This window comes from Pseudoflavonifractor sp. 524-17, assembly GCF_009935845.1.
In the GTDB taxonomy this organism is placed as follows: Bacteria; Bacillota; Clostridia; order Oscillospirales; family Oscillospiraceae; genus Pseudoflavonifractor_A.
The window spans coordinates 1-19,443 of the sequence record NZ_QWEK01000034.1 but is presented as its reverse complement, the minus strand read 5'-3'; the positions used below and the strand labels follow the sequence as shown (position 1 = coordinate 19,443).

25 protein-coding genes and 1 pseudogene are annotated in these 19,443 nt (G+C 52.4%); 5 read left to right on the top strand and 21 right to left on the bottom strand.

What is annotated here, in order from left to right; all coding sequences use genetic code 11:
* Nucleotides 1-5 precede the first annotated feature (5 nt).
* Entirely contained in the window at nt 6-1,235 is a 1,230-nt protein-coding gene (locus D1159_RS12715; RefSeq protein ID WP_161846038.1) for a class I SAM-dependent rRNA methyltransferase, read from the bottom strand.
* Between the two features lie 201 nt (nt 1,236-1,436).
* Here D1159_RS12715 and D1159_RS12710 point away from each other — a divergent pair, with 201 nt between their 5' ends.
* Complete coding sequence (locus tag D1159_RS12710) at nt 1,437-1,769, top strand: alpha/beta fold hydrolase (RefSeq protein WP_243152272.1); 333 nt, start codon at nt 1,437-1,439, stop codon at nt 1,767-1,769.
* Nucleotides 1,770-2,332: 563 nt separating this feature from the next.
* On the opposite strand, the gene D1159_RS12705 is transcribed toward D1159_RS12710, so the two are convergent.
* Complete coding sequence (locus D1159_RS12705) at nt 2,333-3,757, bottom strand: amidohydrolase (RefSeq protein ID WP_161846037.1); 1,425 nt, start codon at nt 3,755-3,757, stop codon at nt 2,333-2,335.
* 205 nt (nt 3,758-3,962) lie between these two features.
* Nucleotides 3,963-4,445, bottom strand: a complete 483-nt coding sequence (locus D1159_RS12700) for a hypothetical protein (RefSeq protein WP_161846036.1) — start codon at nt 4,443-4,445, stop codon at nt 3,963-3,965.
* 178 nt (nt 4,446-4,623) lie between these two features.
* On the opposite strand from D1159_RS12700, the gene D1159_RS12695 reads away from it, so the two are divergent.
* The 3 genes from D1159_RS12695 to tnpB all read left to right on the top strand — a co-directional run bounded on the left by D1159_RS12695 (nt 4,624) and on the right by tnpB (nt 6,538).
* Nucleotides 4,624-4,950 carry a pyridoxamine 5'-phosphate oxidase family protein gene (locus D1159_RS12695; protein ID WP_161846035.1) on the top strand — a complete coding sequence of 109 codons (327 nt, stop codon included), beginning with the start codon at nt 4,624-4,626 and terminating at the stop codon, nt 4,948-4,950.
* A gap of 73 nt (nt 4,951-5,023) precedes the next feature.
* Nucleotides 5,024-5,416 (top strand): IS200/IS605 family transposase, encoded by a 393-nt coding sequence (gene tnpA, locus D1159_RS12690; protein ID WP_161846034.1) that lies wholly within the window; start codon nt 5,024-5,026, stop codon nt 5,414-5,416.
* Nucleotides 5,417-5,425: 9 nt separating this feature from the next.
* The gene (gene tnpB / locus D1159_RS12685) at nt 5,426-6,538 is read left to right on the top strand and encodes an IS200/IS605 family element RNA-guided endonuclease TnpB (RefSeq protein WP_161846033.1); all 1,113 of its coding nucleotides are present in this window, start codon (nt 5,426-5,428) and stop codon (nt 6,536-6,538) included.
* Between the two features lie 123 nt (nt 6,539-6,661).
* Here the strand turns inward: tnpB and D1159_RS12680 are convergent, their stop codons facing one another.
* The 5 genes from D1159_RS12680 to D1159_RS12660 all read right to left on the bottom strand — a co-directional run bounded on the left by D1159_RS12680 (nt 6,662) and on the right by D1159_RS12660 (nt 11,497).
* Nucleotides 6,662-7,342, bottom strand: a complete 681-nt coding sequence (locus tag D1159_RS12680; protein WP_161846032.1) for a hypothetical protein — start codon at nt 7,340-7,342, stop codon at nt 6,662-6,664.
* 3 nt (nt 7,343-7,345) lie between these two features.
* Complete coding sequence (locus D1159_RS12675) at nt 7,346-7,711, bottom strand: hypothetical protein (RefSeq protein ID WP_161846031.1); 366 nt, start codon at nt 7,709-7,711, stop codon at nt 7,346-7,348.
* Between the two features lie 9 nt (nt 7,712-7,720).
* Nucleotides 7,721-10,951 (bottom strand): hypothetical protein, encoded by a 3,231-nt coding sequence (locus D1159_RS12670; protein ID WP_161846030.1) that lies wholly within the window; start codon nt 10,949-10,951, stop codon nt 7,721-7,723.
* A 161-nt stretch (nt 10,952-11,112) separates the two neighbouring features.
* Nucleotides 11,113-11,259 carry a hypothetical protein gene (locus tag D1159_RS12665; protein WP_161846029.1) on the bottom strand — a complete coding sequence of 49 codons (147 nt, stop codon included), beginning with the start codon at nt 11,257-11,259 and terminating at the stop codon, nt 11,113-11,115.
* A gap of 82 nt (nt 11,260-11,341) precedes the next feature.
* Nucleotides 11,342-11,497, bottom strand: a complete 156-nt coding sequence (locus D1159_RS12660) for a hypothetical protein (protein ID WP_161846028.1) — start codon at nt 11,495-11,497, stop codon at nt 11,342-11,344.
* A 208-nt stretch (nt 11,498-11,705) separates the two neighbouring features.
* Between D1159_RS12660 and D1159_RS12655 the strand changes: the two genes are divergently transcribed.
* The gene (locus D1159_RS12655; protein ID WP_347563691.1) at nt 11,706-12,368 is read left to right on the top strand and encodes a DUF5067 domain-containing protein; all 663 of its coding nucleotides are present in this window, start codon (nt 11,706-11,708) and stop codon (nt 12,366-12,368) included.
* 101 nt (nt 12,369-12,469) lie between these two features.
* On the opposite strand, the gene D1159_RS12650 is transcribed toward D1159_RS12655, so the two are convergent.
* From D1159_RS12650 to D1159_RS12595, 13 genes and pseudogenes are all read right to left on the bottom strand, one after another.
* Nucleotides 12,470-13,033 (bottom strand): Gp15 family bacteriophage protein, encoded by a 564-nt coding sequence (locus D1159_RS12650; RefSeq protein ID WP_161846027.1) that lies wholly within the window; start codon nt 13,031-13,033, stop codon nt 12,470-12,472.
* Nucleotides 13,026-13,454, bottom strand: a complete 429-nt coding sequence (locus D1159_RS12645; protein ID WP_161846026.1) for a hypothetical protein — start codon at nt 13,452-13,454, stop codon at nt 13,026-13,028. The genes D1159_RS12650 and D1159_RS12645 overlap by 8 nt, the downstream gene beginning before the upstream one ends.
* A 3-nt stretch (nt 13,455-13,457) precedes the next feature.
* A complete protein-coding gene (locus tag D1159_RS12640) occupies nt 13,458-13,970 on the bottom strand; it encodes a hypothetical protein (protein WP_161846025.1) in 513 nt (170 codons plus the stop codon).
* A 7-nt stretch (nt 13,971-13,977) separates the two neighbouring features.
* Nucleotides 13,978-14,445 carry a hypothetical protein gene (locus D1159_RS12635; RefSeq protein WP_161846024.1) on the bottom strand — a complete coding sequence of 156 codons (468 nt, stop codon included), beginning with the start codon at nt 14,443-14,445 and terminating at the stop codon, nt 13,978-13,980.
* Nucleotides 14,429-14,851 carry a minor capsid protein gene (locus tag D1159_RS12630; protein ID WP_161846023.1) on the bottom strand — a complete coding sequence of 141 codons (423 nt, stop codon included), beginning with the start codon at nt 14,849-14,851 and terminating at the stop codon, nt 14,429-14,431. The genes D1159_RS12635 and D1159_RS12630 overlap by 17 nt, the downstream gene beginning before the upstream one ends.
* The gene (locus D1159_RS12625; protein WP_161846022.1) at nt 14,851-15,321 is read right to left on the bottom strand and encodes a hypothetical protein; all 471 of its coding nucleotides are present in this window, start codon (nt 15,319-15,321) and stop codon (nt 14,851-14,853) included. Before D1159_RS12625 ends, D1159_RS12630 begins: the two co-directional genes overlap by 1 nt.
* A complete protein-coding gene (locus tag D1159_RS12620) occupies nt 15,318-15,743 on the bottom strand; it encodes a hypothetical protein (protein ID WP_161846021.1) in 426 nt (141 codons plus the stop codon). Before D1159_RS12620 ends, D1159_RS12625 begins: the two co-directional genes overlap by 4 nt.
* A gap of 100 nt (nt 15,744-15,843) precedes the next feature.
* Nucleotides 15,844-16,803: a phage major capsid protein gene (locus tag D1159_RS12615; RefSeq protein ID WP_161846020.1), complete on the bottom strand. Its 960-nt coding sequence runs from the start codon at nt 16,801-16,803 to the stop codon at nt 15,844-15,846.
* A gap of 7 nt (nt 16,804-16,810) precedes the next feature.
* The gene (locus D1159_RS12610; protein WP_161846019.1) at nt 16,811-17,356 is read right to left on the bottom strand and encodes a hypothetical protein; all 546 of its coding nucleotides are present in this window, start codon (nt 17,354-17,356) and stop codon (nt 16,811-16,813) included.
* A gap of 292 nt (nt 17,357-17,648) precedes the next feature.
* Nucleotides 17,649-17,858, bottom strand: coding sequence for a hypothetical protein (locus tag D1159_RS12605; RefSeq protein WP_161846018.1), 210 nt, complete (start codon nt 17,856-17,858; stop codon nt 17,649-17,651).
* Nucleotides 17,855-18,265 carry a polymorphic toxin type 50 domain-containing protein gene (locus tag D1159_RS20075; RefSeq protein WP_279280067.1) on the bottom strand — a complete coding sequence of 137 codons (411 nt, stop codon included), beginning with the start codon at nt 18,263-18,265 and terminating at the stop codon, nt 17,855-17,857. The genes D1159_RS12605 and D1159_RS20075 overlap by 4 nt, the downstream gene beginning before the upstream one ends.
* Before the next feature lie 45 nt (nt 18,266-18,310).
* A pseudogene (locus tag D1159_RS20070) lies at nt 18,311-18,562 on the bottom strand (phage minor capsid protein); the annotation flags it as partial.
* A gap of 234 nt (nt 18,563-18,796) precedes the next feature.
* Nucleotides 18,797-19,135 carry a hypothetical protein gene (locus D1159_RS12595; RefSeq protein ID WP_161846016.1) on the bottom strand — a complete coding sequence of 113 codons (339 nt, stop codon included), beginning with the start codon at nt 19,133-19,135 and terminating at the stop codon, nt 18,797-18,799.
* Nucleotides 19,136-19,443: the final 308 nt, after the last annotated feature.

Here is a 19,443-nt window from a genome sequence, read left to right as displayed (position 1 = left end):
TCCTTTTAAACCACCTGGAACAGGTAGAATTTCAGATAGTTGGTCTCCGGCACATTCCACAAAATAGGGTGGTCCGGCGCCTGCTGCCGGGCCTCGATCTGCCGCAGCTCCCGCCCTGTGTCCGCCGCTGCGGCCTGGAGCATCTGGACAAATCGCGTCTCGTCCATGAAGTGGGAGCAGGAGCACGTGGCCAGATAACCCCCTCTGGGCAGCAGCTTCATGGCCCGGTAGTTGATCTCCTTGTACCCCCGGGCCGCGTTTTCAATGGTCCTGCGGCTCTTGGTGAAGGCGGGCGGGTCCAGGATGATGAAATCATAGGGGTGTCCCCCGGAGCGCTCCAGCTCCGGCAGCAGGTCGAAGACGTCGGCAGCGCGGAAGTCCATCTTCTCCTCCAGGCCGTTGCGCCGGGCGTTCTCCTGGGCCAGTTCCACCGCCCCCTGGGATACATCCACGGCGGTGACGTGCTCCGCCCCGCCCCTGGCGGCGTTGAGGGCAAAGGAGCCGGTGTGGGTAAAGCAGTCCAGCACCCGCCGTCCCCTGGCCAGCCGGGCCACCGCCTGCCGGTTGTACTTCTGGTCCAGAAAAAATCCAGTCTTCTGTCCGTTCTCTATGTCCACCTGATATTCAATCCCGTTTTCCGTGATTACTGCATGGGCCGGCCCCGGGTTAGGGCACTCCGCCAGAGAAAACCATCCCTTCCCCTCCGCCAGCCCCTCATGGGCGCGGATTGACACGTCGTTGCGCTCAAAAATCCCCCGAATTTCCTGTCCATCCTCCCTCAAGACGCGGACGAGGATAGGAAAGAGCACCGGCTTCAGCCGCTCCATCCCCAGAGACAGGGTCTGTGTCACCAGTACATCGCCAAATCGGTCCACCGTCAGGCCAGGAAAGGCGTCCGCCTCCCCAAAGATCACCCGGCAGCAGCTAATATCCGGCCCCATCACCGTCTTTCGGTAGTCCCAGGCATAGCGCACACGCCGCGCCCAGAAGGCGTCGTCAAAGGTGTCATTGGCGTTACGGGAAATCAGCCGCACCCGGATCCTGGACTGCTCGCTGAGAAAGCCGGTGCCCAGATAGCGCCCCTTCCTGCTGGCCACGTCCACCAGGCCGCCGTTTTCGCCGGCGCCCTGGATCTCCGTTATCTCTCCGTCATATACCCAGGGGTGGCCGCTCAAAATGGCCCGCTCCCCTTTAGCTGTCACAAAATATTTCGCGAATCCCCGCTCCTGTTTCATAAAAACCTCCCTGCACCGCCGCAAATAATACATCAGTATACCGCAGTTTATCTGGGAAGGCAAGGGTGGAGCGCCCCGGTCTCCTTTTCAGAAAAGTGCCGCAGTTTTACAGCTTCGGCAGTTTCTACAAAAACATGTTGATGCAACAGTCAGGGTATGCTATAATTGACTTGGCAAATTCAATTTTGAGAGGAAAAATGGATGGAACTCATTTTGATACACGGTTCGGGCCATAAGTCAACCAGTTGGAATGAAACAATTTCATATATGGAACACGATAAAGAGATTTTGTGTCCAAACTTATCTTCAATTCTCAACGGAAAAGAAGCTAGTTATCATAATTTATATTCTTCATTTAAAGAATATTGTAATAATCACGACGGACAAATAAACTTATGCGGTATTTCGCTAGGGGGGATATTAGCATTACATTACACATTGGATTTCCCCGATAAAGTAAAATCACTTGTTCTAATTGGTACTCCGCATAAAATGTCCCACTCTTTTGATTTGCGGAAAAAAGGACAGGTCTAATATTAAATCTGCATATTATTTCCACACACATATTCAAGGTTCTAAATTACAAATCATTCAAAATACGGGGCATATTGTAAATGATGAAAATCCAAAAATTTTAGCCCAAATATTAAACAAATATTATAACGAAATAAAATAAAGCCTGCCATGTTTATAGGGCTTAGACACAAAAATTTTAATTTATCGGGCAGTCACCTTCCAAACAAATCTGAAATGGAGGCAATTTGTTATGTGGACAAAAGTAAATCATGTTCTGAATACTATAATCGGATCGGTTGTGGGCGTTTTCATTGGACATGGAATCTATATATTCTGGGATTACAAGACACATCCCGATCTGTACGCGATGCAATCAGCTCCATGGTATACAAGTATTTTCGTTTACGGCATATTCACGATGATTGTTTTGATCGCTGCGGTTTTTATAAAACTAATGATTCGTAGGAAGTAAGGCCAGGGGTCCTTGTCTCAGAGCCTCAGAAAAGCACCCTGCGAGACGCGCAACCAACCATCAGTAAAATTGCGGCCTGGATGTTTCCAGACCGCAATTTTACTTCCTATCAGGCGTCGTTACTCTGTCCTTTTTCCTTAAAGCTGGCCCATACGTGGCCCTCCCGCCGGTTGGAGATCCCGCCCCGGCGGCACAGGTCCTCCGCAGCCCGCTGGCCGTTGGCGATAATGGCCTTGTCGCTGGCACGGGTGAGCTTTCCCTGGTCCAGCACCAGCTCCCCATCCACCATGACGGCAGTAATGTTCTCCATGCCGGAGGAGTAGACCAGCGTGGACACCGGATTATGCATTGGGGTGGACTTCTGGCTGGCGGCAGGGTCAAAGAAGACCAGATCCGCCCGCTTGCCCGTCTCAATGGAGCCAATTTCATTCTCCATGCCAATGGAGCGGGCGCCGTCAATGGTGGCCAGTTCCAGCACCTTCTCGGCGGTGATGGCCATGGGGTCCCCAGTCTTTACTTTGTGCTGGAGCGCGGTCAGCTTCATCAATTCAATCATATCCTGGGCGTTATTACTGGCGGCGCCGTCCAGGCCCAGGCCCACAGTGATGCCCTTTTTCAGCATCTGGGGCACTGGGGCCACTCCATCAGCCAGGTACATGTTGGAGCATACATCGTGGGACACCTTGATACCGTGGCTTCGCATCAGCTCCATATCCTTCTCGTTCACCCAGCAGCAGTGAACCGCCAGCACGTTGGGGCCCAGAATGCCCAGCTTCTCCAGCAAATCCACGTCGTTGCAGCCATGGACCCACTGGGTAGCCATCCGGGCGTACTCCGTCTCAGAGACATGGACCGTAAAGCTGCCGCCGCATTCGTTGACCACCCGCCACTGCATGTTCAGCATTTCGTCGGAGTTGGACCACATGGAGGAGGGCGCAGCCCAGATCTTCAGCCGGCCGTTCTCTGTGTTGTGATAGGTCTTGAACAGGCGGCGCAGGTCGGCCTCCACGTCCTCCACCTTCTCGCACAGGTCGGGGCAGGTACCGTACTCCACGCCGGTGTCCATGGTACCCCGGCCCACGATGCCCCGCACCCCCAGCTCCTTCACCGCCCGGCAGATGCCGTCGGTAAGGCCGGGCTTGCTGTGGCAGTGCATATAATCCACCGTAGTGGTGACGCCGCTGTGAAGCGCCTCAGACAGGCCCAGCATGGCCGCGTAATAGGTGTCCTCCGGCTCCAGGAAGACGGCGGCGGGGAACATCATGTGGGACAGCCAGTCCGTCAGCTCCATGTCGTCTCCGATGCCCTTCAGCAGCGTCTGGAACAGGTGGGTATGGTTATCGATAAAGCCGGGGAAAATCACCTTGCCGCCGGCGTCTATTACCCGGTCCGCGTGGGGATACTGTCCCTCCAGCGCTCCACTGTCCCCCACGGCGGCGATGCGGCCGTCCTCCACCGCAATGGCTCCATCCCACAAAATCCGCCGCTGTGCGTCCACGGTGACTACAGTCCCGCGCTTAATCAGCTGTATCATCCCAACATTCCCTCTTCCTTCTTTAAACTTTTACAAGCTGTACCATTCGCTGAAACCTACAGATTTGCGAGACAAAATTGCCGGAGACGGAAAAAATCCCCAGGAACACGTTGTGTATTTCAAACTTTTTAATGTGGCCAGCGGTGATTTTGGACGCAAAGATTTTTGTTAAAGCGACTGGTACAGGTTCTGAATAAACCAGTGTTCAAACAGCGGAGCCAGGCTCCTGCTCCGCTGGGGCGATACTGCCCAGCTCTAGGACAGGGGTATCCCCCAAAAAATCAGGTATCCTTTTGGCCTCCTCCACAGTCTTCTGGAAATAATCGTACAGCGCACTGGTCCGATACTCTGTATATGGGTAGCCGGACAGCGCATAGCCATAGTCCAAGGTCAGGTAGCCCATCTCCTCCAGGGCGGTAAGCATGGCCCCCGTCTCCTTGACGCTGTCCATGTTCTCTTTTGGGCCGCGCAGATACACCGGGGCCAAGGCCACAGCGGAAAAGTCCTCCTCCACGCTGCTCTCTACCAGAAAACGGGCCACCGGCAAAAACCGGTGGTGCCGCAGATGATGAAGAAATTCCTCCATCTCAGGGGTCAGCGGCCCTGCGGGCCTGGCGCACTCTTCCCCATGGGAATGGGTATGATCGTGGTGGGAATGGCCGCAGCCGCAGTGACATTCCTGGCTCATAATAAGACTTCCTCCTGTCCGTTTTTTACAGTATAACGGATTTCTCTCGAAAAGTAAACGATTGTGCTCCATTTATTGCCCCGCCCCCTCTCTTGACTTTTTACGGTCTGTCTGATAAATTGCAGTCAGTCCAGTCCTGACGGGCCTGGCGAGATCGTCTGTAATTGAGGTGTTTTTGATGTTTCGACCTATGCGCCGGAAACAACAAGCCCTGTCCATGGAGGCGGCCGAGGCTGTTCTGCACCGCGGAACCTCCGGCGTGCTTGCTCTGGCAGGGGACAGCGGCTACCCCTACGCCCTCCCCATCAGCTACGTATATGGCAGCGGTCGGATCTACTTCCACTGCGCCAGATCCGGCCATAAGCTGGACGCCATCAGAAGAAATCCCAAGGCCTCCTTCTGTGTAATCCACCAGGACCAGATTGTTCCAGAGCAGTACACAACCTATTTTATAAGCGTTATCACAGGTGTCGTAATACCCCTAGCTTTAGCTATGGGGATATAAGCCACACCTTGTTCCCCCGTATTTAGAACTACGAGGGATTGAGTTAGTTTTCTTTGAGTGGTATAATGTTCTCATGAAATATAAAAACAATCATAATGTGGTGTACTCCTGCAAATATCATGTGGTCTGGTGTCCAAAATACCGCCGCAAGGTCTTGGTCAATGGCGTTGATGTGCGCTTGAAGGAACTCATAGAGGAAATTTGCAACGAGTTTCGCATCGACATCATAGAGATGGAGATCATGCCAGACCACATCCATTTGCTCATAGAGGTAGACCCGCAATTTGGCATTCACAAGGCGGTGAAGTTGCTTAAAGGCCGGACTTCTCGTGTTTTGAGGCAAGAATACGGGTGGCTTCGCTCTCGACTTCCATCGCTGTGGACAAACTCCTACTTTGTCTCTACTGTCGGGGGCGCTCCTTTGTCTGCCATCAAGCAGTACATAGAGAACCAGAAGAAAGTGTGAGGTATTGAGATGGAATACAGCTATAAATTTCGTATCTATCCCAACACAACACAGACACAGCTGATACAGAGGACTTTTGGCTGCTGCCGGTTCGTCTGGAACCACTACCTTGCCTTGCGGAAGGAAGCGTACGAACGAGACGGGAAAACGATGAACTACAACGCCTGTTCCGGGGATATGACACAGCTGAAAAAAGTCCTTCCGTGGTTGAAAGAGGTAGACGCAACCGCTCTGCAATCCTCCCTGCGTGATTTGGACACCGCCTACCAGAACTTCTTCCGGCGGGTGAAGCAAGGCCAGAAGCCAGGCTATCCCCGGTTCAAGAGCAAGCATGACCACCGGAGGAGATATAAAAGCAAGTGCATCGGTACAAATATTAGGGTGCTGGATAAAACGGTGCAGCTCCCGAAACTCGGTCTCGTCAAGTGCCGGGTCAGCAAGGCAGTGAAAGGCCGTATTCTGTCCGCAACAGTCAGCCAGAACCCCAGCGGGAAATACTTTGTCGCTTTGTGCTGTACCGATGTTGAAATAGAGCCACTGCCCTCTACTGGGGCGGCTGTCGGCCTTGATATGGGCCTGAAAGCGTTTGCCATCACCTCCGACGGCACGGAGTATCCAAACCATAAATACCTAACCAAAAACCAAAAGAAACTTGCGAAACTTCAACGGCAGCTCTCCCGAAAATCAAAGGGCAGCAATCGCCGGGAAAAGGCGAGAATCAAGGTGGCCCGGCTGCATGAACGCGTTGCGAACCAGCGGGCTGATATGCTGCACAAATTGTCTACCGAATTTGTGCGGCAATACGATGTGATAGCGTTGGAAGATTTAGCACCGTCCAATATGGTGAAAAACCACAGCTTAGCCCGGTCTATCTCCGACGCTTCCTGGGGCGAGTTCCGGCGGCAGTTGGAGTACAAGGCGGCGTGGTACGGGAAACAGGTGGTCACGGCAGACCGATTCTTCCCGTCCTCTCAGCTCTGTTCCGCTTGCGGCGCTCAGTGGGCCGGTACGAAAGACTTGTCTGTCCGGAAATGGACTTGCCCGGTCTGCGGCGTTGCCCACGACAGGGACATAAACGCGGCAAAGAATATCTTAAAGAAAGGCTTGCGCCTGTTGGCGTAGCTGATACATACGGTAGGGCGGGACACGTCCGAACCTATACGCTCGGGGACATCGTGTAAGACCTCGCTGGTGCAGGCTGTGATGGTTGAGCCGAGAATCCCCCGGCTTTAGCCGGGGGCAGTGTCAACAGGCAAGGATCCGCACCCCCCCAAACAAAATCGCGTCCCCGTGCTCCGTCACCAGATAATTCCCCTCCGCCGGAAAGGAAAGCAAGGGAACCAGACGGAGCTTCCCGGCGTCGCTCATAAACCAGTTCCCTCCGTGGGCGGCGGCGATATCCCGCAGCGCGTCCCGGCGCATGTACTCCCCCTCCGGATAGGCACTCATGGTGTAAGGCAGGTAGACATTGCGTTCGTCCAGCTCCACCTCCATTCCGGCGGCGATATCCCGGGCCGCGGCCTCCATTGTGCAGGGGAAGGCGAAACCCTTCCGGGGCGTCCAGGTGATGTCCGCCTTTAACATGGCGTCGTATGCCTCGAGGGTCCAGCAGCCGTCCTCGTTAATCCGCCGGTTGACGAAAAACACCCCTTTGGGAAGCCACTCAGAGGACCGTGCGCCGTTTACCAGCCGGACATACCGCTTGATTACCGCGCCCCGGGGGATCTCGTCCGCGTACAGCTCCAAAGACAAGGTGGCTGACATGGCGTTGCCGATGCCAAAGGATTCAAACAGGCTGTAGTCCACAGAATGGCTTGCCTCTGCCTCCGGGCCGCACCACACATTGTTGATGTCAAAGGCGTACTCCCGCTGCGTGTTCTGCTCCCGGATGAGCTCCTTCCAAAGTTCACTCGTGGTCTGGGCCATTATTTACACCTCAATTATGGTAAAGGATGCGCTCTCCCACACCTCCTGGTCTTCTGTAATGACGCGGGCTCCAGCAGTAAAGGAAGAACAGTAGAACTCCAAATTTTTTTGACCATCAATCCCGTAATGAGTTGCGCGGAATGTCTGTTTTTTCAAAACAGCATTGAACCGCCTAAGCTCTTCAACAGGGGTCTCTCCAAGCTCAAATGAGAGCGTCAGCTTATCAGTTATCTTCACAACCCTGGCGTTTCCCGTTTTTACACGGGTCGTTTTATCGCTGTGTAGTGTGTTCCTAGTCCAGGTATAGCCCTGGGACTTGATATAAGGGGTGACGTTTACACCGCCCTCCAGTACCAGTATGTCTTTCATCGCGCCTCCTTACATCAAGAGAGGGGACCGCCCTCCCGAGCGTGTCATCCGATTGATCTCATTTACTATTGCCGTGGCCAACACCTTTCTCTCAAGTATGACATTGACCTGGATAGGCTGGTTGCTGCCTGACCCCCCTGCTGCCTGTATACCCTCTGTCACCGCCTGGCGAATCAGAGCAATGGGGGCCTCAATGTTCTTCCCGCTGCGCTGGTCACCCAAAATCGCGGCAAACTGCTGGTTCGGGGGGATTACCGCTCCGTTGGCAAGACGGGGGAGACTTACCTCAGAAACCGGACGGATATTGAATCCAAAATCTTTTCCGCCGATGCCCGGCACCCAATCCGGAACGTTAAAGCTGATTTTATTCAGCTGAGAAATTAACCAGTTAACACCACGTATTGCACTGTTGATCAGCCACTCAACTCCGCCGATTACTCCGTTAAAAATCCCCTTTATGAAGTTTCCTGCCGCTTCAAACGCATTCCCAATCGGCTCAGCAACATGGGCGCGGAACCACTCTCCCGCGCTCTGCCAAACGGATACAATATTGCTCCACAGCGCAGAAGCACCGTCTTTGATTCCGTTCCACATTCCGCTGAAAAAACCCGTCACTGGCTTAATAATATTTGTGTCAAACCAGCCGGTTACAACAGACCATATCTGCTGAATTCCTGCCCAAGCGTCTGAGGCGAGCTGCTTTACATTTTCCCACATATCGGAGAAAAACTTTTTAACTGGCTCAATGATATTTTCATTAAACCAACTGCATACTACACTCCAAACCGTTTGAATATTCGTCCATGCGTCGGAGGCAAACTGCTTAATATTTTCCCAAAAATCTGAGAAAAAGGTTTTCAATGGTTCAATGATCGTCTCGCTAAACCATGTAGAAACAGCACTCCAAACATCCTGAATCCCAGCCCACGTGTCAGAAGCAAACTGAGTGATTGCGTTCCACATATCGGAAAAGAACTGTGTAACGGGTTGAATTACGTTTTCATTCCACCACTCGCCTACGCCGCTCCAATAGTCCCGGATCCCGTTCCATGTATCGATTGCCCAATTTTTTATGTTCTCCCATAACTGACTAAAAAACTTTGCAATCGCATCCCAATTCTCTTTAATGACTACGATAGCCGTCATAACTGCCGCTACAATCCCAGCAACCGCTGCCGCCACTAAAGCCGGAGCGCCGAGAATAACCGCGCCTACCGCAGCAAAAGCAGCTCCTACAATCATCAGGATCTCTTTCAGCCAATCAAAGCCGCCTGCAAGCATGCTGAAAAAATTGGTGACCGCAAGGACTATTCCGCTTATCAGTGTTGCAATCCCGCCAAAAACGGGAGCAATTTTGGCGATCACACCGCCTATTTTTGATAGAAACGCGCCAATTCCAGAGCCGGAAATCTCTGACACAAGATTTCCAATCAATTTACTTACAATCTCCTTGCCAAGCGGAAGGAGCACTTTTGTAATGAGTCCGCCTAACAGCTTGGAGGCAAGAAATGCCGCGGCTACCAGCAGGGTATCCGGGTCAGCATTTGCAATAAACCCACTAATCGCCTCTAAAATAGCTGGAACTGCCTCCTTTATCGCGCCTGCAACGGCACTTATCACACCAGCCCAGTCAATATTGTTCAGGAATTCTGCTATTTGAGCACCGATTTTATACCAGTCTATTTTTCTGATAGTTTCCTCCATGGAATTGAAGAAACCAATTATGATATTGCTTGCAGCCTGACCCAACTGCGCCATATCCAGGTTTAGGATCAGCCCAGACATGATTTCAAGAGCCAGCTTAAATTTTAGAAAAAGAAGCTGTCCGACGGCAGCCCAATCTATTTCAGAGACCGCACCGTTGATAAATTCTGCCAGCTTATTCCCAAATCCAATCCAGTCAAATGTGTACAGAAGATTTACCAGAAATTGAAGCCCCAGGTTAAGACCTGCACCCAATTTCTTGCCCCAGAGCTCCCAGTCTATTGCAACAACCAGATCGTTGAATGCTTTTGCCAGTTCAACGCCAAGTTGCTGCACACGGTCTTTCAGCCCCGGGAAGGTGAATGCGTCATATAATTTTTGGTTAAACTCGTTGAAACTGTCTGCAAATCCTAACAGATTTTCCCGAAATCCAGGCATTGCGGCCAGAATATCGTCTAACGTTTTGACAAACAGCTCTCCCAGAGAAGAAAAAGCCTCTCCTAATTGGTCTGCTTCCTCGATCTCAGATTCATAAGATGGAATCTCCATCTCTGGGACGCTGGTGCCCATTCCAGCGGCGGCGTCCTCCAGACTGCTGGCCGTATTGTCCGCCAGGATATTAAACTCATCAAAGGGCGCTGTGACGCTCTTCATGTCTTTCCCGGCCTTTTTCGCCGCGTCCCCCGCGCCGCCAAGAGAATCCGCCAATTCATCCGTTGCACCGGAGGCGGAAGAGGCCGACGCCGCGATTCCGCCTGTCTCTTTTACGTTTGCAGATTTACCAAACAGAAGCGCTGTCACTTTTGAAAAGACGCCGGCCAATTTTGTGAGCCCGGCAATAATTGCGTTAATTCCGGGAAGTACTGCCTGCGCGATTGGAATCAAAGCATTTCCAACTTCTACTTTTAATTTTTGAAAATTGAACCCAAGAAGTGCAATTTGTCCCGAATAGGTGGTAACCAGCTTTGCGGCGTCGCCGGTCTGAAAACGGGTTTCCTCCAGAATTCCATTTACTTCCGCCTGAATTTTTTGGTCTTTCGTCAGATTGTTGGCAGTGGTTCCAATACTCTTTGCATAGTCATCCCACATCTTTGCCACGTTCTTGGTAACGCCTGCATTATCCACTAAAATACTATTTTCGTTCTTCAGACCTTCTGTTGCAGAGGATACTGCATCCCCAAGAGAATAGCTTGCTTGACGGCCAAATGCCGCTGCATCTTTTAATGCAACCATCGTCTTTTCAATCTGATCTGAGCTGTAACCTCTTGCGGCTAGGTTTTTGTAAGCTGTTACAGCATTTTCAAGTGGGACTAAACCGTCAGATATATAGTCGTTAATAAACGATTTTGCTTCGCTGAAACTCTTTCCCTGTGCTGTTACAATGCTCTCAAGCCCCATCCACGCATCATTTAGGGCAGACGCAGCTTTAATTGCCTCTTTCCCAAAATTGATAAGGGCTGCAGCCCCAAACGCAACCCCAACAAGTCCCGCAATTTTGGTAAGCGTATTCCCAAATTTTTTTAGAGAGTTTGTCATGGACAATAGCCCGCGGTCAAAGCCTCTGTGATTCAAATCGGCTTTAATTCGGACAGACCCATCGTAGCCGCCTGCCATATGTATCACCAACTTCCATTTTCAAACAAAAATTCCCGCCACCTCATAGAGATAGCGGGAATTTTGATTGATTTGGTTGTTAGTTAACCCTGCAAGTCCTCGCGCAGGTCTTTTTCCAGCTTTTCCAGCGCCGCCAGGACCTGCTCTTTCGTCTCCTGGTTCTTTGCCTCGTCCAGCCACCGAAGGATGCCTTTCAAATAGCTTTTGAACTGCAAATCAGTCATTCCCATGAGCTTACACCCTCCTTTCATATTCTAACTTTATTATACCGCAGAGTCCGGATGATTGCAAGGTATTTCTCCGTTCCTGCCGTCAGCGCAGGATTATCATCCCAAAGAATCCAAGAAACGCCGTGACGCCGATGAGGGCCATACGCAGGTAGAATTTCTGCTCCCCGGTGAGCCGTTCCTCCGTCTCCCGGCGGATGGTAATGCCGTCCTCCCGGATGGTCATCTCAAAGAGCTTCATTGGTGACGGCCTCCTCTCTTGGCGGGACCGCCTGGGCCTGCCAGCGTCTGAGTACGCCCTCAAAGATGGCCCGCAGCATATTAAAGATGACTTTATAAAATATTTTGGTGATATTTGGCGTTTAACTATGGACAAACTATGAACAATATGTTAACATTATGTCCATAGTATTAAGGATGTCCATAGTATTAAGGAGGAGGAATTTATCGTGGCAGTTAAAACCAGGATGGTCACTTGCAAATCATGCGGCAAGGAGATCCCGAAGACAGCGAACATATGTCCATCGTGCGGGGCGAAACAAAAGAAGCATAAGGCGCTGGGGGTTATCCTTCTGATCCTCGGAATCTTCATTGTTATCGCGGCGGTCTTTGGCGGCAGCGATGACGAAGACAAACCACAGCGTGTCTCAAAAGAGGATAGCCCTAAAGCGTCCGCCGCAGCCACCACCGCGCCCGCAGCGACGCCTGAGCCGAAGGACGAGGTCTTCACCGTTGGCGACTCCGTCTCCTTGGATGACATTGTTGTTACGCTGGTAGATGTCTCTGAGAGCACGGGTGGGAACTATATGACCCCAGCAGATGGAAATGTATTTATCATATGTGAGTTTGAGATCGAAAACAATTCCAGCAAGGATATCTCTGTCAGCTCCATCATGTCCTTCGACGCCTATGTGGATGACTACTCCACCAGTATGAGCCTGTCAGCAGAAATGAGTAGCGACAAAAATCAGTTGGACGGTTCTGTCGCCGCAGGGAAGAAAATGAACGGTGTCATCGGTTACGAAGTTGCCAGCGATTGGAGCGAAATCGAAGTTAGATTTACCCCGGACTTCTGGTCCGGCAATGAATTTATCTTTACTTACTCCAAATAGGCCAAGCGGCCTCCGCTACATTGTAGTAGCGGAGGCCGCTGCCAATTTCAAAATTTCCGCTATCTCTATGAAGTTTTCAAGGTACACGGTGCAGGGAAGGGCTATGGTTTGTCTGTACCCTTCACCCGTTCCAGGACATTGTTTATGGTAGCTACTTCTTCCGCCGTATACTGGTTTGGAAGCGCAAATCGTTTTTTCAGGCGGATAAATTCCGCCCTGTGCTTTTGGTCCACCTCTGAGGCGTCCATGCTCCTGACATCAATTACGCTGGTAAACGCCGTATCCTTCAAATCGCCTATCATAGCAGCGAACTCAAACCAGTGTATCCGCGTCCGGCTGATATCAATCCCAAATGTTTTTCGGAACCCGGACACGATCCTGGCCGCATCGTGCTCAAAGGAATAGAGCAGCGGTTCATTTTCGTCCTCCTCCTTGGAAGGTGTTGGATTTCCGCAGGCGAGGAACCAGGACAGACCGTCCAACGCCGTTTGGAAGTCTGGAATCCCGTTCCCATAGAGCAAATGCAGCGCAGTCCAGGTCTTCTCGCTGTCTGTCAACTCTAGATCGGAGATGCACATCTGGATCTGTACCCCGATTCGGTAATCAGTACGGATAAGCCAGCCGTTGTAATCCTCCGGCAGGCGGTCCAGAAGTGCGTTATACATTGCCCATCCTGTCTGCGCTGTACTTGCTCATCCGCTGAGCCCGCTCCTTGCTGAACTCCTCAAAATAGGGCATGAGCTGAGTGAAGAAATCGTCGAAGAGCTCAATCCCAGGGACGATATCCCCGAACACCTTTTTACAGGTATCAGGGCCGAAAAGGTGATCTACCTCAGCGGATATTCTGAGATGCACATCCTTATACAGGGCAAACAGCGCTCGGTTTAGGCTTTCGCTTCCCGCCTCATGCTGCGCCCTGATCTCTTTTTCCTGCGGGTCTGCTTCCTTGGCGAACTCCTGAATCTTGTCCATCGTGGTAAAAAAGCGGTCAGGGAAGCTTTGGTCGCCAAAATTCAGGGTAATATAGTCGCCGTTGTCGTTGACCTCAATCCGCTTTGCCCCTGTGTTTACGCGAATGCCAGCCATAGTTTACGCCTCCTCTTCCTCAAACATTGCCGCTGATGTTCCGGCAGTAAACGTCTTTGTGTCCGGGTCGAAGCTCCCCTTCTCCCCGCTTCCGCGCCAGTTAATGGTGTAGCCGATGGACAGCGGGTCAGAAGCCGCGCCGCCATAGCTATCAATCTGAATGGAGACCGGCTGCCGGGTGGCAGGATATTTCCCGCTGCCAGCTGTCTCAAAGGCATCCATCATCACAATATCGGTATGGGCGTCGCTGCCGATAGGCAGGCTCTGTCGCATATTATTGATGTACTCAAAGGCGGGATCCCCCTTGACCACTTGGGATGTGACCGGCGCGTTGGGCTGGTAACCGGTCAGCTCTGTATTGGCGGTGTCTTGGTGGATGTACTGCTCAGTGCTGGTCTGGGGGTTATAGGAAATCGTTAACTCTGTGACACCGTCTCCTACAAGGGAATAGGCCCCGTCTGTTTCCTTGGGGGTGGTGTTCAAAAACAGCAGAAATGCGCTCCGTTTCTCTGCCATAAATTCCTCACTTTCCCGGATTGACCTTATAAGTCATCCGCATAAATATTTGATGATCCTCCCATCCGCCCTCCATGCGGGCGAACAGAGAAGAACGTGTGGTCTGCTCCAGCTCCTGGATTGCAAGGTTTTCTCCAATATCCGGCCTGTTCGTACTTATCCAATCGCCCAGACGATCCAGCATCTCATCCGCTTTTAATCTGGAATCTGGGCTTTTCCCGGGCTTTACGCGGTACACAACTTTAAATTGATATTCCGCAACATATGCTCCGCTGATATACCGTTCTACAATGTACGTACTTTGAACAATGGAAAGGGCCATGCAGGCTGTATCCGGTTCAATCAACTCGTAGTCAATCAGGTCAACCGAAACCGGTATGTCAGGGAATCGGTTCAGCCACGCCACCATTTTTCTTGATATCGTGTCCTCTTCGCCTGCTGATACAAATTCAATCGGTTTATCCTCTAAACTCACGCCGTATCACCCTTCCAGCAACCCGAATCCACTTGTCTAGATTCTGCGCTTTTGACGCCTCAAACCAGTGGGATTGCGCTTTCCCGTGCATTGCTTTGCTGATATTCAAATTCTTCCCTGTAATTACTTTTGACGCCCCTTTTGGCGCCCATGCACTACCGGTATTGGGGTCAATAAAGAGCTTTCCACCATAGAGATAGTGGGCATACGGGCCAGGATAGATGATGGTATCATCCTTCACACGCGTTACATAGGAGAGCAGACCTGTTCTCGCTGGAACAAACTGCTCTGTATCCTTCGCCATCTGTACCGCCATGGCATGTTTTGCCTTTGGGCCTGCGCGGGCCAGCTTTGCATTAAGTTCTAATAGCCCTTGCGTGTGTACCATGAACGATAAAATCCCCATCAGTTCGCCCCCACTTCAAAATGGGGCAGACCGCCGAAATCCTTTTCATCGATCTTGGTGATATCGCAGACGTGATCATACATCATCTCGATAACCTCCACGCGCTGGTCTGGTTCTACTGCCTCCCCTTTGACAAAGAAGGTGCTGCCGTCCACGCCGGGAGTTTTTGTCCCGCCTACGGACAGGGTCCAGGCGTCGGACTTGTCCTCCATACGCCAGAACGCCAGGGGCGGTATATACCGCTTTGGTTTCCCTGTCACACCGTCCACAGCATCCACAGAGAATGGGATATACAGGTTGACCGCATCCGCCCCCTCTAAGCCGCTCTCACGCACGTTGACAGCCTTTGAAGCGTCCAGGAGTACGCCCCGCAGGATAGTAATGTGGTTGGTCAGCTTGTCTGCCAAGGTGTCCTTGTCGGTTTCAATAGAGACGTTATAGACCGTGATGGTGTGTGGGAACATGCTCACAGGCAACACCTCCCGCCCCGGTACAACAGCCCTGTGCGGGCTAAATGGCGCTGTGCGATGCTCCGAAGCGCAGGTTTCCACGCCTCCTCCGCCTGCGCCGCAGACTGTGCGCTATCCCCACCGGAGCGGTAGGAACGGGACCATCCCCCTACCGTCTCGCTCTGGACTTCCGCACCATCCGCAGCCCCGGCGGAGAGGTTTTTTTGCGCAAGGGTCTTCGCGGCGTCGATTGTCTGGTACTGCTCGGCAAGCTCACAGCAGCACATTTTTACCTCTGCAAGCTCCGCCTGGGCCTCGGCCTTGCCTTGCGTGATGTAGTCGATGTACTGACTGCCGCGCAGGGCAAGGCGGGGGAAATCGTCCTCCGGGATAGAGCGGCCAAAATAGCTATTCGCATAGTAGTCATAGTCCGCATAGATCACGCTTCCACCGCCTTTTTACGGCTTGTCCTTGCCTTTTTCACCGAACTGCCCGCCCCAGCGTCCATTACAGACGCCGGGGTAGGCTCATCGGACAGTTCGGTTAACCCCCCACGGAGGAGGCGGGGGCGTACACGGCAAAGGGTGACCTCTTGGTTTCGTCGGGCTGGAATGCGTTGATGGGGTTGGGGATCTCCCAGCCCAGGCGCATGACCGCCCGGAGGGCTACCATGTCCTGCTGGGCCAGGGAGTAGATTACCTCCTTGGTGGCGGGATCAATGATGGTGGCCTGATCCAGCATCTTGTAGGTGATATCCTGCCGGATTGCATACACCAGCTGGGAGAAGTCGCCCGCAATCAGCAGCGCCTTTTCAAAGTCAAACGCGCCATTCATGGGGAAGTTCAGGGGGATGCCGTCCAAAGCGTACTGTGTGGCCCCCTGCATATCGCTCTTAAAGATGGGCTGGCCGGTGGTATCTTTCAGCCCGCGCAGGACCGCGCGGAGCTTTACAGCCGCCAGAGCGCCGGTAGCCGGGAAGCCGGACTCCTCCACCTTCGCGATCACACCGTCCACGCCCAACAGATCCGTGTAGGTGTCGCTGGCAGCGGTCACAACCGCGCCTGCGTCCTGAGCGGTCTCAAAGATGGACTTGCGCCAGGAGGCGGGCTTGTCCACACCAAAGAGGATTGCGTCATCAATCTTCTGACCAAATGCCTCCACCAGCCGGGGGCGGACCTCCCCCCAGATGTCATAGTTGGAATCGTCCAGCACCGCCTCGGGAATGGGCACGATGACGGCCAGCTCCTCCGCCACAATCCGCTTCTTGCCCCAGGCCATTTTGGTGGTCTGCTTGATACCGGTATCGGAGTCCACCCAGTAGGCCGTTGGCAGCATGTCCAGCACGTTCATGCTCTGGGTCTTGCTGGTCATATTGGGCAGGCGCCGGCCGAACTGGAGCACAGCGGAACCCTCTGCCACGCCCTGGATAATCTCTCTGGTTACAGGCTCCGGAATCAGGCCGGACAGATCAGTTCTGGAGATGCTTGTTACAGTAGTTGCCATAGATACCTCACTTTCTTGCGCCTCGAATGAGGCTGTTCATGGTTTCGTTTGCGTTCTTTGCTGGCTGGCCGCCGCCCAGAGGGGCGGACAAGTCCACCTGTACGGTCCCGGCGGGCGGATTGTCCTTCAAATAGGTCTCCGCCGCCTTTTGGAAGTCCACGGTGTCGGTGACCAGCTTGCCGATCTTGAAGGCGTAGTAGTCCACGTCCTCGGCGGGGACGCCCTTACCCAGCAGGAGCTTTTCCCGTTCAAACTGCTCCACTTTTGCCTGAACCTCCGCAAGGGCGGCGCGGCTCTCGCTAAGCTCTCTCTCCCGCTGCTCCTGCTTCTCCCGCTCCGACTGCCGGCTCTCTTTCCATGCGCGGAAGGCGGAAAGCTCCTCCTCCCCCGGCATGCCCTTCATAGCTTTGGCAATGCGCTTGCCGACAATGCTGTCCAGCTCCGCCTGAGTGAAGGTCTTCTCAGGGGAGGGCTCCGGCCCGGCGGCCGGGTTGGGTGCGGGGGCAGGATCGCCCTCAGCAAAAAATTGCAGTCCGATATGCCTCAGTTTCATAATCTCTCCTTCTCGTTTCCGGCCCGGCGGCCCTGATTTAACGCCTCGCGGCTAGGTTGTGTAAAATCCGTATACGCGGGTTTTATCAAAATAAAATGAGCCATTAACCACCAAAAATCGGTAGTTAATGGCTCTTGGCTCTTAAATATTCACTTCTATATCGTGCTTGCAGGCTTTGCAGCGGAAGGGCAAGCGTTCCACTCTGGTATCCGGACGAACAGGAAACAATGCCTTGCCGCAGTAAGGGCAACGATACCACCGCCCTCTTTCATGGATTTTGGTGGTCCTTTCATCAATCGACAATTTCAATGCGTTCAATTTCGTCCTCCGTAAACCCAATCAAAAATCCGTCTTCCCGCATAACATCAAAATCAAGGATTTCATTATCATCATCGTCATAATCATAACTAAATCCGAAAAAGTCTCCAACTGTAACATCTCCATCCGGAGAATAAACTTTTATCTTTTTACCAAAGTAAATGTCAGGAGCAGGAATATTCACTTTTTCCACCACCTTGAATTTGGTACGGCATGAACGCCGGTTTTACTGTAATGTATTTTAATGCTCTTTGCAGTTATTATATCACCATTTGCGTTGATTGTATAGCCTATTTCTTTCCCGGCATCTACAATTTCTTTGTTTTTCCATGTCAGTTCCCGAGTAAGTTCGATATGTCCGCTTCCAGCCTGCTCGTCTACTATTTTCTGCAATTCTTCCATCGAAATAGTAATCACACTGCGGCCGGGGATTGCTGTCTCAACCATGTGTCGTGCTTGTTTTTCTGGATTAACAGTAAGCGGATAGTCGCCCCGCCGGATTGCTTCCCTTATTGGGGCTTCCGCGTCCCTTAGAGTTTTCAAAGACGCCGCTTTCGCTTTGGATACATCATCCACATATTGAACCTTCATCCGTTCCCGCTGCTCCGGCAGACCGGCGGCTTTGCTGAACGCTCGGTATTTCTCATTCAGGCGTTGCAGGCGGATGTTGGCGTCCTGGGCGTCCTCCGTCAGCCCGGCGGCCTCATAGGCGGTTTTTAAGCGCCTTTGCTTGCAGATTTCCCGTTCCACGCGCCGCTGCATCTGGGTCGCCTGATAATCGTCGTACTCCCGGCCCTCAAACTGGATTTTGGGGCGGTTCTCCGGCTTCATGGCCTCCAGCTCCGCGTCCGTATAGGTCCTCTCGCTGACACCCTCGATAAAGGGCCAGAAGGAGTGGCGCTAGCGGCAGTTAGCCCCGCCGATGCCCTGCACATGGCCGTAGCCGCACTTTTTCACAAAGTCGGGATAACTGTTCATTGCATCACCACCTTTGCTGCAAAACGCCCTTGCAAAATGCGCTTGGAGCGTATATAATAAGAATTGGTTAGGTTAGGGGGCCATACGTCCGTCACAGGGAGGTACTCCTTTACCCCATAACCAGAGAGCCGCTGTGACCGGCTCTTATTTTTTATGTCTGATTATTTTTAAAAGGCTTCCTTTTGACAACAGCATCACATCAAGGCTGTTAATATTGCTCCGCAGGAATCGCCCTAAAATCTGGCGTTCCAATTGGGGCAAGTCCATTTCTTCCAATAAATCCAGGATGACCCCTCCTGGATTGTCGTGAATCTGCTTGATAGCGTGCTGCAGGGATTTGTCTGCGCCGTTTATGGATTGAGCCCCTTTTAGTTCCCACTTCTTTCCGTTCCATAAATAATCCGACATCTTCTCTCCGCGTTGCGTTGCTTCCGGCAGCAACTTAATATCACCGCCAAACGTCTGTCGCAGCCACTCCGCCATGTCGATCTCCGCTCGATGGCCACCAACTTTATATCCATCCCCGTATGTAACCGTCCCTCGTCCCGGCGTGGCGGCATCCAGATATTCCTGCGTCACGTCCAGCGGCGTTAAGGCAGTGCGCGGCGCCGGCTGATCGGATGCGTCCCCTATCGTCTGAATCAGCGTGGGAGATACTGATACTGGTTTCGGCGTTTTCTGTTGCTCTGGCCCCGTATCTCCGCTTTCATTCTTCTGATTTTGTCAATATTAGTTGACACATTTTCCACAAGGATTTTGAATCCTAGGCAGTCTCTTTCTTTTTCAGGGAA